General features: G+C 66.1%; 11 protein-coding genes and 2 pseudogenes. 5 read left to right on the top strand and 8 right to left on the bottom strand.

Going from position 1 to position 12,441, the window contains the following annotated elements; all coding sequences use genetic code 11:
- Nucleotide 1 precedes the first annotated feature (1 nt).
- Nucleotides 2–1,681, bottom strand: a complete 1,680-nt coding sequence (locus ORI27_RS26600; protein WP_323055676.1) for a CocE/NonD family hydrolase — start codon at nt 1,679–1,681, stop codon at nt 2–4.
- Here ORI27_RS26600 and ORI27_RS33050 point away from each other — a divergent pair.
- On the top strand, nt 1,644–1,949 hold the full coding sequence (locus ORI27_RS33050; RefSeq protein ID WP_323055675.1) for a hypothetical protein: 306 nt from the start codon (nt 1,644–1,646) through the stop codon (nt 1,947–1,949). The two genes, ORI27_RS26600 and ORI27_RS33050, sit on opposite strands and share 38 nt — an antisense overlap.
- Nucleotides 1,950–2,384: 435 nt before the next feature.
- Here ORI27_RS33050 and ORI27_RS26595 read toward each other — a convergent pair whose 3' ends face one another.
- From ORI27_RS26595 to ORI27_RS26580, 4 genes are read right to left on the bottom strand one after another with little or no spacing between them, the layout of a single operon-like run.
- The gene (locus tag ORI27_RS26595) at nt 2,385–3,872 is read right to left on the bottom strand and encodes a 2Fe-2S iron-sulfur cluster-binding protein (protein ID WP_266000139.1); all 1,488 of its coding nucleotides are present in this window, start codon (nt 3,870–3,872) and stop codon (nt 2,385–2,387) included.
- Complete coding sequence (locus ORI27_RS26590; protein ID WP_266000140.1) at nt 3,869–4,789, bottom strand: FAD:protein FMN transferase; 921 nt, start codon at nt 4,787–4,789, stop codon at nt 3,869–3,871. The genes ORI27_RS26595 and ORI27_RS26590 overlap by 4 nt, the downstream gene beginning before the upstream one ends.
- On the bottom strand, nt 4,782–5,069 hold the full coding sequence (locus ORI27_RS26585) for a hypothetical protein (protein ID WP_266000141.1): 288 nt from the start codon (nt 5,067–5,069) through the stop codon (nt 4,782–4,784). The genes ORI27_RS26590 and ORI27_RS26585 overlap by 8 nt, the downstream gene beginning before the upstream one ends.
- Nucleotides 5,053–5,331, bottom strand: coding sequence for a hypothetical protein (locus ORI27_RS26580; protein WP_266000142.1), 279 nt, complete (start codon nt 5,329–5,331; stop codon nt 5,053–5,055). Before ORI27_RS26580 ends, ORI27_RS26585 begins: the two co-directional genes overlap by 17 nt.
- Nucleotides 5,332–5,466: 135 nt before the next feature.
- Between ORI27_RS26580 and ORI27_RS26575 the strand changes: the two genes are divergently transcribed.
- A complete protein-coding gene (locus tag ORI27_RS26575; RefSeq protein ID WP_266000143.1) occupies nt 5,467–6,150 on the top strand; it encodes a response regulator transcription factor in 684 nt (227 codons plus the stop codon).
- 11 nt (nt 6,151–6,161) lie between these two features.
- Nucleotides 6,162–7,556, top strand: coding sequence for an ATP-binding protein (locus ORI27_RS26570; RefSeq protein ID WP_266000144.1), 1,395 nt, complete (start codon nt 6,162–6,164; stop codon nt 7,554–7,556).
- Between the two features lie 289 nt (nt 7,557–7,845).
- On the opposite strand, the gene ORI27_RS26565 is transcribed toward ORI27_RS26570, so the two are convergent.
- Together ORI27_RS26565 and ORI27_RS26560 are read right to left on the bottom strand one after the other, a co-directional pair.
- On the bottom strand, nt 7,846–8,508 hold the full coding sequence (locus tag ORI27_RS26565; RefSeq protein ID WP_266000145.1) for an RES family NAD+ phosphorylase: 663 nt from the start codon (nt 8,506–8,508) through the stop codon (nt 7,846–7,848).
- Nucleotides 8,493–9,086 (bottom strand): DNA-binding protein, encoded by a 594-nt coding sequence (locus tag ORI27_RS26560; protein ID WP_266000146.1) that lies wholly within the window; start codon nt 9,084–9,086, stop codon nt 8,493–8,495. The genes ORI27_RS26565 and ORI27_RS26560 overlap by 16 nt, the downstream gene beginning before the upstream one ends.
- A gap of 462 nt (nt 9,087–9,548) precedes the next feature.
- Between ORI27_RS26560 and ORI27_RS26555 the strand changes: the two are divergent.
- Together ORI27_RS26555 and ORI27_RS26550 are read left to right on the top strand one after the other, a co-directional pair.
- Nucleotides 9,549–10,685, top strand: a pseudogene (locus tag ORI27_RS26555) (IS256 family transposase); the annotation flags it as partial.
- Nucleotides 10,686–10,765: 80 nt separating this feature from the next.
- Nucleotides 10,766–11,041: pseudogene (locus tag ORI27_RS26550) on the top strand (transposase); the annotation flags it as partial.
- 16 nt (nt 11,042–11,057) lie between these two features.
- On the opposite strand, the gene ORI27_RS26545 reads toward ORI27_RS26550, so the two are convergent.
- The gene (locus ORI27_RS26545; protein WP_266000147.1) at nt 11,058–12,038 is read right to left on the bottom strand and encodes a transposase; all 981 of its coding nucleotides are present in this window, start codon (nt 12,036–12,038) and stop codon (nt 11,058–11,060) included.
- Between the last annotated feature and the right edge of the window lie 403 nt (nt 12,039–12,441).

Genomic DNA, 12,441 nt, shown 5'->3' with positions numbered 1-12,441 from the left:
GCTATACCGACGCCGTGGTCACGCTCGTTGGATCGACGGTCGGCAGCGTGAGCTGCATGCTCGACACGGTGAGCTCACCCAGCGACCCGACGGCCCGGTACGACGCCGACGAGGAGAACAACTGCACGGTCACCTTCTGGCCGGGCTTGAGTGTCTGGGCCACCATCTCCAGTGGGACACTCACGGTGTGCTCGTCACCGTCCAGCGTCACGAGGATCGGGGTGACCTGATTGCCGAGTACCAGGCCGGTGGAGTTGTCGACGAGCTGGGCGTAGAGGTGGTTGCCGCTGCCCGTGCCCGAGTAGGTGAAGGTGAGCTGCGGTGCGCCCACGACATAGGTGGTGGTCGTGGCGGCCGGCGTCGTGAGATTCAGCGCGTCGATCGCCCGCGCCGACCCGATGGGCAGCACGCCGAGTAGCCCACCAGCTCCCAGGAAGGGCACCAGCGGCAACGTCCTGGTCGTTGTGCTGGTCGCGACGACCGGGTCGCCGGGCGTCAGTTCGTAAGAAGCCGACGAAAGGTGTTGGCCCCGTTGGTCGACCCATTCGAACTGCGGGCCGGTCGACACCGAGATGTCGCCCTTGACGTACCGGTCCAGCCAGTCGAGGGTGCGCTGCTCGATCAGCACGCCGCCGGTGTTGAACGGGTCGTTGGTGCACAGCCCGTGCCCGCCGCAGAACCAGAGCACCTTGGTCTCGACGCTGTTGCCGATGAGTGCCTGGGCGTTGGCGTCGGCTTCGGCCAGGGTGAACAGGGTGTCGACGGTGCCCTCGATCAACAGCGTGGGGGCGGTGATCTGGTCGAGCAGGTAGTCGGGGCCGCGCTGCGCCAACAGGTCCTGCTGGGACTGGGTCAGCATTCCGGTCAGGTCGCCGTAGATGCTGGCGGGAATGATCTCCGGGTTGGTGCGCGCCAGCGTGAGGACCAGCACGCCGGCCAGGATCGAACCCCAGCCGGTCTTGAAGGACTGGGATTTGTACAGCGAGGTGTTCAGGCTGTTCCACGCAATGGTCGGCACGATCGCGTCGACCCGGTGATCGGTTGCCGCCGTTACCAATTGGATGCCGCCGCCGTAGGACGCACCCACCATGCCGATCCGGGGATCGAGGTTCGCCGGATCGCCGTCGAGCTGGACCTCCTGCTGGGTGGCCAGCCAGCTGATGATCGCCGACACGTCCTTGGCCTCGTAATCGGGTGAGTCGATCTGCAGCGTGCCGCCCGAGCTGTATTCGCCGCGGGGGTCCCACGTCACCACGTTGTAGCCGGCATTGCGCAGGTCCAGGATGCTCGGCATACCCAGCGCGTTGGTGAGGACGCCGTCCAGGAAACTGCCGTTGATGCTGGTCTGGCCGGGCATCCCCAGTCCCGGGCCGTCCAGGATCGTCGGAGCCTGCTCGCCGTTCTGCAGTCCGGTGGCCGGCATGAAGTGGACGTAGATCTGCGTGCCGTCGTACGAGACCACCTTGACGTCGAACGGCTGCGCGGCGTTCGGCGACGCACCGGGCGCAACCGGGTAACCGAGCAGTGGGTGGAGAACGTCACCGAGAACCGGGATCTGGTGGATGAACGCCACGATCGGGATCACCACGACCGGTCCGAGGACCGGCACGTGCTGCAGAAACTCCAGCGGCGCGGTCTGGGGGATGGCCACCACCGGCGCAGGGGCGGCGTTCGTGGTCACCGTTGTCGTGGTGGCGGTGGCGGGTGTGCCGGCCACCGGCTCCCGGCGGGAGGCGGCCGCCAGCGCCAGGGTCACCGGGGAATCGGCCGGCGTGGTCGGGACGTCGACCGGCGTGTGGACCCGCCTGATGGCCCCGGTGGCTCCGACGCGGATCAGCGGTGCGTGCCGCAGGGTCGCCCGCGACGCGGTCTTGCTCGCGGCGACGCTGGACGTGGCTTTGGCGCGCGCGGCCGAGGAGGTTCTTGCCGTTCTCGCCGAGCCGGCGTGATGGGCCGGCGATCGCGACGCGGATGCTGCCGTGGACGATGACGACGATGAATCTGACGAGGTGGACGGCTGTGCCGAGGCGTATCCGGCGCCGGAGACGATCGCCGCTCCGATCCCCAGCCCGACAGCAAGCCCACCGATTCGACCCACGTACGCCCCAGCACCCATGCGTCTATAGGTAGCGTGACGTGTCCTGTTTGTCTGAAGGTTGACTGAACTGAGACAAGTCTGACGAGTATGTCAAAAGTAGCGGTCGCTGACGCAACTAGAGCTAGCTATGAGTTCTTTTCTGTTGCAGTGTTATTCGACGCGATCTGGGTCGCTGTCCCTGGGGGAATCGAGCGCTAGGGTACCGGCGTGAAGTGATGCAGGCTTGCGGAGGGGTAGGGCGTTGCCGTCGGCGCGGGCGTCGCGTGGTTCGAGATCTACAAGGCCGTCAGACATCGAGCGTCAACATAGGGGTGCGCGCCCGAGAGACGCAGGGGTACATGATTCCTGCTGCGTCTTTGTCCTCGTCAGGTGCAACGGAATCCATGTGTTCGGCGCGGCCGGCGAGGACCGGAATTCGGCATGCGCCGCAGACTCCTTCGCGGCATGAGGAATAGACGGGTATGTGGGCTTTCTCGAGTGCGTCGAGCAACGACCGGTTCTCCGGGACGTGAACGTGTGTGCCGCTGCGGCTGCAGGTCACGTCAAACGGGCGGGGCGGACGTTGCGTCGACTGATCTGCTGGGGCGAATCTTTCGACGTGCAGTTGCGCGGGCGGCACAAGGGCGTTGACCGCCTCGGTCAACGACGCGGGTCCGCAGCAGTACACGGCGGCGGTGGTGCCGGCGAGGAGTCGCGCGAGATCCGGTCGCGCGCCGGTTTCGTCGCGGGCGTGCACCGACACGTTAGCCGGAAATCGGCGCTCCAACTCGTCGCCGAACGCCATGGTCACCCTGCTGCGGCCGATGTAGATCAACTGCCAACTCCGATGCGCTGGAAGCGATTCGATCATCACCTTGATGGGGGTGATGCCGATGCCGCCGGCCAGGAATAGGTATTCCCGGGCGGGCTCGAGCGCGAAATTGTTGTCCGGGCCCGATACATCCAGGGTCGTGCCCGGGGTCGCGGCAGTGTGCAGCCAGTCGCTGCCACCGCGAGAATGTGGCGCCCGATGCACGGCGATCCGGTATCGACTCCGGTCGGCGGGGTCGCCGCAGAGTGAGTAACAGCGCCGCAACCCGTTGGGTAGGTGCACCGTCAGGTGGGCACCCGGCGTCCAGATCGGCAGGTCGGTCCCGTCGGCGGATGCCAGGTCGATGCCCACGATGTCGCGGGCTAGTGGGTATGTCGCGGTCACGGTCATCGTTCGTGGTGCCGGGAGTCGCGGCGAAGCGGAAACCGGCGCATCGCCCGCCGAGGTCAGGATCCGCACCAGCACGGCCGCGGTGGTCAGGCCCAGCAGGGCGAAGGCAACCAGCCGATACCCCCACGCGCCGACGTCGGTGCCCGACCAGCCCGCGTGAAAGGACACCAGCACCACCGCCGCGTAGCTGCCGTAATGCAGTGCCTTCCAGAAGCGACGGGGCATCCTCGTCTGCAGCAGCGACGATGTGTAGACCGCGACGAGCAGGTAGAACGCGACGACGCCCAGCGCCACCGGCCAGGGCCGGTAGTCCGCTGCGAGCGGGACGAGAAGGTCCGTCGGTGCGAAATGTGCCCAGCTGTCGAGCATGAGCGAGAGCATGTGCAGCCCCGTCATGGTGAGGGCTGTCCCGCCTAGCCAGCGGTGCAGGTCCTGCAGCCAGGCGGGGTTGTCGATGGATCTCAGCACCCGGGTGGCGAGAAGCACGCCCCACAGCACCGAGCCGGTGAGCGCCGCCCATGCCACCAGGCCGCTGGCGCGCGTGACGTACCACCACAGATGCGGATCGATCACGCGAAATCCACCCAGTTCGCCGAGTACCGTCGCTCGTGATCGGCGTCCACGATCAGCGCCGCGGCGCCGATTCTGGGGAGCCAGGCCAGCAGCGGATCGGGTGCGCGGAGGAAGGCGAGTTTCGCCAAGACCTCAGCCCGTGCGCCGGTGCCGGCAATGACGGTCGAGGTCACTGTCGGTGTGGCTGCGCTGCGGCCGGTGGCCGGGTCGATCAGGTGGTGTGCGAGACCGTCGGCGCCGGCCCAGGCCCGCACCAGCCGACTCGAGGTGGCGACGGCTCCGCTACTGAGTCGAACCGTCGTCAGTAGTTCGTTTGGGGCGTGCGGGTTTTCGATGCCTATGGTCCACGCAGCGCCGTCGGGTGCCTGCCCTGCGACCACAACGTCGCCACCCACCTCGGCCAGCGCACCGTCGGCACCACGATCGAGCGCGAACTCGACGACCATCTCGGCGGCGAGACCCTTCCCGAGCCCGCCGGGATCGAGGGTCGTGCCCAGCGGAACCCTGATGTACGACCCTGCCACCTCGATGTCGGCGGCAGCGCCCGGCCATACTGCGGCGTCGGGCAGCGCCGTGTGCCGGGACGCATCGACGCGACTCGTTGCGTAGCCACTGGCCACGAGCCGCGGTAAGACGGTCGGGTCGAAATCGCCGCCGGTCATCGCCCACGCGTCGATCAACTCGCTCACCAGCCGGGCGGTGCATGGGCGGACCCGGACGGGCAGTCCCTGCGACCAATTCAGCCGCCACACGTCGCTGCCTTCCAGGAATCGGCTCCACGCCTGCTCGAGGTCGAACAACAACCCGAAGCAGTCGTCGAGAAGCTCGGGTGTTCCCCCGACCAGGGTGACCGCCGCGGTGCCGCCCATCGCCGGTCGCCGACCCGACTGCACCCGCAGCCCCTCGGTCTCAACCACCGGACGCTTTCGACACAGCGTGGGGAGCAGCTGGCGCGCCGCGTGCCGGTGCGGGCGCGGGAACCGCGGCAGGCGTCGCCAGCCGGGCGGGCGGGAAGGTCGCGGTCGGCGTCGAGCCGGCGGCATTGCCCGTGCTGGTCGGCGCGACCGGCCCGTCATGTGTGGGCCCGGCTAGCCCGGTGACAATGGCGACCAGCGCCCCTGCGGACAGCGTGCCGGCGACGATCTTGGACCGCCGCGCCGGCGACTGCCGCGGGCCGGTATCAGTCGTCGAAATCATCGTCAAGCTCTTCCGATTCGTAGTGGTTGTCGCGCGGACCGTCGTCGCTTCGCGGCGGTGGCGGGGCTGTTTGGTCGGCCGGAGCTGCAGGCACGCCGGTCGCCGCGGTCGGTGACGCGCTGTTGGGGGCCAACAGTTCATTGGCGCGACCAATGTCTGGCCGGGGCGACGTATCCAAGATCCTGGTATTGACCGCCAACGCTGCCGCTCCGATGACCAGGACGAACAGCAGCGAAGCGATCACCGCTACTTTCGATCTCATCACTTCACAGTAGATTTGCGCCGGTCAAGGATGGTCCGCCCGAAGTCCAAGAAACGTCCAAGATTGCGTTGGTACTTGGTGAGGACGCCTCCGCAAGCCCCCGGCAGCCGACCCGGCAAGCCCATAATTCTCCATGTGCAGGTTCTTGTGGTCGAAGATGATGAATCGGTCGCCGCCGGTGTGTGCGACGGCCTGATCCGAACCGGGTTCGACGCCCACCACGTCGCGACCGGTGCCGAGGCCATTGATGCCGTGGCGGGGACCGCACCGGATTTTGTGCTGCTGGATTTGGGGTTGCCCGACATGGACGGCACCGATGTGTGCCGGGCCATCCGGGCAGGTTCACAGGTGCCGATCATTGTCGTCAGTGCCCGCGGTGAGGAGATCGACAGGGTTCTAGCGCTGGAGATGGGTGCCGACGACTACGTGGTCAAGCCATTTGGCATGCACGAGCTGGTGGCACGGATCCGTGCCGTCGGCCGACGCGTCATCGCCCGGGACGGCGGCGACGTCGATCGGACCTCGGCCACTCGCTCGCTCGGCGCGCTGAACATCGACCGCCGCGCCCAGCGCGTCCACCTTGGCGAGCGTGAGGTGCACCTGACGCCGAAGGAGTTCGATCTGCTCTGGTACCTCACCGAGGACCCGGGCGCGGTCTACCGCCGATCCGACATATTGCATCAGGTGTGGGGTGCGAATTGGTATGGCACCACCAAGACGCTCGACGCACACGTGGCGGCCATCCGCAAGAAGCTCGGAGATCCGCGGTGGATCGAGGCGGTTCGCGGTGTCGGCTTTCGTATCGGGGTTCTCGCTTGAAGTGGCGGCTGATGGCCGCGTTCGCAGCAGTCACGCTCGTCGTCGTGGTTGTGCAGGACATCCCGCTCGGCAATTACCTCCAGCGCGTCGAACGCGACCGCATCGTCACCGCGCTGGAACGTGACGCGTTCCTGCTCGCCGGCCGCGTGGAGGACACGCTCGAAGCGGCTACGGCGCCGAACCCGCAAGTGGCGGCCGACGTGCACCGCTACCGCCAAAGCAGCGGGGCCAGGGTGGTAATCGTCAACTCCGCCGGTGTCGCCATTCTGACCTCCGACGACGACCAGTCCGCGACTGGATCCTCGTATCGGTCGCGCCCCGAGATCGCGACGGCGTTGTCGGGCGAAATCGCTACGGGGCAACGCCATTCGGTCAGCCTCGACACCGATCTGCTTTACGTGGCGGTTCCGGTGGTCAGCGGCGACCGGGTCATCGGTGCGGTGCGGCTGACCTACCCGACACAGGTGGTGACCGATGAAGTTCGTGGGCACCTAGCCATGCTGTGGCTGGTCGCGGGGATCACGGTGTTGCTGGCCGGTGCGCTGGCCTACGTCATGGCCAGCACGGTCACGCGCCGGTTGCGACAGTTGCGCAGCACCACCGAGTTGCTAGCCGAAGGGCGGCTGGACACGCGGACCCCCCTCGCCGGCGGGGCACCCGAAATCCGCAGCCTGGAAAGGTCGGTCAACCGGATGGCCGATCGGCTCGAAGATCTGCTGCGCCAGCAACGTGCGTTCGCCGCCGACGCCTCCCACCAGCTGCGCACGCCATTGACGGCGCTGCGATTGCGTCTGGACAGCGCCGCCGAGCTCTTCGACACCGATCCGGATGCCGCACGCGACACGCTCGTTTCGGCGCAAGAGGAAGCAATTCGCCTGCAACGCATCATCGATGGACTGTTGATGCTCAGCCGGACCCAAGCTGGGATCGCACCGGAAGAGGTGGATCTCGCCGAGTTGGCGCGAGCACGGGCTGATCAATGGCAGCCACTCGCCGACGAGTCAGACGTGCGGATCGCCGTGGCGGCGCCGCCGACTGCCCCCGCGCTGGCCGTGCCGGGGGCCGCCGAACAGATCATCGACAATCTCATCGACAATGCGCTAGCGGTGTCACCGCCCGGCAGCACCATCGAGGTGGCCGTGGCGCCGGCTTTGGATGCCGATTTTGTCGACGTGCATGTCCGTGACGAGGGCCCGGGTATGTCCGCCGAGGACTGTGTGCGGGCTTTCGACCGGTTCTGGCGCGGCAGCAGCGACACCGGTGGCAGCGGGCTGGGCCTTGCCATCGTGGCCCGGCTCGCCCGCGTCAGCGGAGCCACTGCGGAGTTGATACCCCGCTCGCTCACCGGCGCCCGCGGGCTCGATGCTCACGTCCGGTTCTCCGGCGCCGAGGAGCGCCGTAGCTGAGTGATGTCGCCGCCGCTACCCCGCTCTCGGATCAGCCTTCTCAATGAGGTGTCGCCAAAGTCGAGGAGGCTTGAGCTGGTTTCCCGCGGCGTGGACACGAAAGGGGGATTTGGACACCATCCCGCGATTTCCTAAGGCGAGTGTAGGAATTCAGTGAATGTGTCGGAACCTGACCAATCCGACCTCGGCGTTCTCAGTAACGTGTCGGTCGCCGATTGTTACTAGGCTGTCGGATTCCTCGGCGCCGACTTGCCGCGGTGGGCGTCGGGAATCCCCACCGCATCCTCTGTCAAACCACGCCATAGCCGAGACGTTTCGCAGCGCTGGCGATGCGGCCGGCTAGATCGGGATGGGTCAGGGGCAGCGATATTCTCGGCCGCGCCGGCATCGCAGATGTGGCCGGTGTAAACAGTGCTAGGCATGGGTCGCCAGCGAATCGGCTGTTGTACCGCAGGCCGTCCAGATCGGGGAACGCCTCTGTAATGTGCCGCGCCCACTGCTGAGTCACGGTATGCGGGGCTGTGGAGATGGCGAACGTGCCGCCGGCGCGTGTGGCCCACGCTCCCTGGCTGTCAGCGGCGAGGTCGAGGACCATGAGTGAGCGGGTGAATGACAAACCCGTTAGATATGGGCGGCCGCGTTGACGGTCAATTGTCCGGTCCACTTGGTAGGCCTCGCCGAGTGCAGCGCACGGGGTTGAGGCTCCGTACCAAACGCCATGCTGCACATGTACCCCTTTGGGGAAGGGGTGAGGATCGAACCGCAGCACCGGCCCGAAAGTGCGCAATGCGTTCCACGCGAGTATGTGCGCGCCCTCAGTGCGATGGGCGCGCCACCAGATCTCGTCGACGTCGATCGCGCGCATCTCGTCATCGTCGATACCGAGCGAACGCAGTACGTGCGGTGGCGGAGGGCCCGGCAGCATGGGGTCGACGGTCAAGTCGCCGCCCATTCGCCGATCTCGATCAGTCCGAGTACGGGCTCGACGGATTCACCGTGCAACAGCCACTCCCGCACCGACTTCGGTTGACCATCGATTCGCAAATCGGGCTGCGGGGTCATGAGAAGGCCGGCTACCGCAGTGGGGTGCAGCTCCCTGGCGAGCAGGGCCGGTAGCACCTCGTCGAGGCCGCGGACCTGCTTGAGCTTGAGTGGTTTGTCGCGGTCGACGATCTCGAACTGAATCGCGGGGTATACCCATGTGCCGCCGTCGTTGATCGCCCATAGCGTGTGGTTGAGGCGGCGCTGCCGCACGCGGGAATCGTTGACGCTCAGTCCTTCTCTGACCTCGGCGGCGGTGTAGGCCGTGCTGTAGAGCCTGGCCATGTGGGCGGTCACGTCGGCTGCGATCTCCGCGTACGCTTCTGGGTCTTCGGTGAAGCCGACGTCGTCGAGTAGCTGGGCTTCGTCGGCGGTGAGAGTGGCCGCCCACGGCCGATGCGCGGGGAGGGTCTTGAGTGCCGCGATCAGGTCGGAGCGGTGCAAGTTGAAGCGGTCTAGGAGGAGTTGGTCGAGCTCATCTGTGGTCATTGTGGGAACCTTCACGCTTGTGTAACGGTAGTTAACGAAATCATATCACCGTTAATCAACCATGACGTGCTATGCGTACTGGCCTCGTACGACCATGTGCCTACAGCCGCCTGTAGGAAGTCGGTGATTTGGGTCGGATGTGAGAACCGGTGACTAGGTATTCTCAACACCGTGTAGGACGGTGGCTTCTCGCTAAGGTGTCGGAATCCTCGGTGGCGGCGAGCAGCCCATTGCGACAGGCTGTCGCTGTACCAGGAAACGGCTTTCTGGCACGACCTCCCGAATCTGTGACTGTAGGCGCCGGAACCGGGCGGGGTGTTCGAGAGCAAGGTTGCGTCCAGCAGAGTGGTGTACGAGTCGGAGCTGATCGGAGTCACCGGCGTGTCGTAGCCGAGTGATTGAAGGTCATCGCGTGATTCTTCGAGAGACCGACCAAAGTCACTCGAGCAAAGGAAACACGCGATGACCACTGCCCACAATATCGACCTGCCGACGGTGCTGGCCGAACGACTCACCACCGCCCATCCCGACGTGCTGCGCGATCTGCTTGCCACGTTCATCCACGCCCTGATGGGTGCGGAAGCCGATGCCCTGTGTGGCGCGGGGTACGGGGAACGCAGTGCCGAGCGCATCAACTCCCGCAACGGGTATCGGCAGCGCCGATTCGACACCCGCGCAAGATCATTGGATCTCGCGATCCCCAAGCTGCGCCAGGGGTCCTACTTCCCGGACTGGCTGCTGGAACGCCGCAAGCGTGCCGAGCGGGCCCTGACCACGGTGGTGGCTACCTGCTACCTGCTCGGGGTGTCCACCCGTCGGATGGATCGCCTGGTCGAGACGCTGGGCATCACCGGTCTGTCGAAGTCGCAGGTGTCGGTGATGGCCAAGGAACTTGACGCCGCGGTGGAGGCCTTCCGGAGTCGGCCGCTGGACGGCGGCCCGTACACCTTCGTCGCCGCAGACGCCCTGGTCCTGAAGGTCCGCGAGGGCGGCCGGGTGGTCAACGTGCATGCTCTGATCGCGACCGGGGTCAACGCCGAGGGCTACCGCGAAATCCTGGGCATCGACGTCACGACTGGTGAGGACGGCGCCGGCTGGCTGGCGTTCTGGCGGTCGCTGACCGCCCGCGGCCTGACCGGGGTCAAACTCGTCACCAGCGACGCCCACGCCGGGCTGGTAGCTGCGATCGGCGCCACCCTGCCCGGGGCGGCCTGGCAGCGTTGCCGCACTCACTACACGACCAACCTGATGGCTATCACCCCGAAAGCGTCCTGGCCGTGGGTGCGGACCCTGCTGCACTCGGTGTTCGACCAGCCCGACGCCGAATCCGTTGGTGCCCAATATGATCGGATCATCGACGCCCTCGCCGACAAGCTGCCCAAGGTCGCCGAGCACCTCGAGAACGCTCGCGCGGACCTGCTGGCGTTCACCGCCTTCCCCAAGGCGATCTGGCGCCAGATCTGGTCGAACAACCCCCAGGAGCGTCTCAACAAGGAAATCCGACGGCGTACCGACGTCGTCGGCATCTTCCCCGACCGCAACGCCCTGATCCGCCTCGTTGGCGCCGTCCTGGCCGAACAACACGACGAATGGGCCGAATGAGGTGAGCCCGTCGTAGTGGTCCAGTCGTTGTGAGACTCTGTTGCCCGAGTGTTTGGGCAGGAAGAATCGACGACGACATGGCATCGAATAAGCGCCGGCGGCATACGCCGGACCAGATCATCCGCAAGTTGGCCGAGGGCAACAAGCTCCTCGGGACCGGCCAGGAGCTGGGTGAGGTGTGCCGGCACCTGGAGATCGCTGAGTCGACGTGGCATCGCTGGCTGGCCCAGTACGGCGGCATGAAGGCCAACGAGGCCAAACGGCTCAAAGAACTCGAGACCGAGAACGCCCGGCTGAAGAAGTTGGTTGCCAACCAGGCCCTCGACATCGACATGCTCAAGGAGATTTCGGCGGACGCTCCTATAGATGTCAAGTGCTGATTTTGGCGTAGTCGGCGCGGAGCGTGTGAAAGATTTCGCGGGCGAGGTAGCGCTTCTGGCAGCGGATGATTTCGGGCATGGACAGGCCCTCTGTGGTTCGGCGGTCGGCGTAGGCCCGGCTGCGGGGGTCGTAGCGAAGGCGTACGACGGCGGCGATATGTAGCGCGCTGTTGCCGGCGTGGTCGCCCCCTCGGTGTAGCCGGTGTCGGTTGGTTTTGCCCGACGATGCTGGGATCGGGGCGACACCGCAGAGGTGGGCGAACGCGGCTTCGCTGCGTAGCCGGTCGGGGTTGTCACCGATGGTGATCAGTAGCGCCGAGACGGTGTCTGGGCCGAGCCCAAACACGGCGCTGGTGGCCGGTGCGGCGGCTTGGGTGAGCTCGTCCAGTTGCTTTCGTAGAGAGCGAGTTTCGATGTCGAGATGTTGAACCCGCAGGGCTATCGACCGCAACGCGTGTTTCGCGGCCTGGACGGGCTCGGCGAGGTTGGCCAGGTCGGGCCGCAGACGTGCGCAGGCAGTGACGAGCTGCGCTTTTGACAGGGGCCGCAGCTGGGTGGGCAACGACTCGGGGGCGGTGATGACCATCGAGCGCAGGGTGTTGAGGGCGGCGGTGCGGGCCTTGACTGCTCCGTTGCGGGTGACGCGCAACATCCGGATGGCTTCGATCGGATCGCTCTTGCCGCGTTGGCGGCGGAGGCGTCGGTCAGGTCGAGGTACTTCGAGTACGTCGATGCCTTGATCGTGCAGGTAGCGAGCCAGCCCGGCCCCATAGGCGCCGGTTCCTTCGACGCCGACCTGGCCAAGTTTCCCCTTCCCGCGCATCCATGTCAGCATCGATGCGTAACCGGTAGGTGTGGAGGGGAATTCGGCATCGTCGATCAGTCGGCCGTTGAGGTCGATGACCGCGGCGTGATGTGTTGCCGTGTGTGTGTCGACTCCGCCGATGATGGATCGTTTGCTGCGCGCCATGTGGGGCTGGTTCCTCTCGTTGACCGGGCGCCGTTAGGAGAAGGGTGGACAGGCCAGTGATGGGCCGCGGACGAGCACGCTCCTATTAGGTCACACCCTTCGTGCGGACGCCCGAGGTTGATGTGTGGTGGGCGCCGGTCCGAGGCTCGACAGGTCCTATGAAAGGCACTCGATCGGCCAGGAAATTTCGGGGTCACAACCTCGGGGCCGGCATCCAGAAACCATCATCACTGGAAACTTCTGACCCCGAACCGCTCGCGCAGCGCCGTCACGGCGTTGCGCGAGCGGTTCGGGGGCCTTGCCCCGGTGTAGTGGACACGGGATTTGTGGTTACGCCGCTTGTGGCAGCGTAGCGAATGTGTGGTTGTTTTCGTAGGTGGCGGGGCTGGAATAGGCGCAGCGG

The organism is Mycobacterium pinniadriaticum (assembly GCF_026242045.1).
Taxonomy (GTDB): domain Bacteria; phylum Actinomycetota; class Actinomycetes; order Mycobacteriales; family Mycobacteriaceae; genus Mycobacterium; species Mycobacterium pinniadriaticum.
Note: the sequence above shows the minus strand (reverse complement) of the source record. Positions and strands in the feature narration are given on the sequence as shown.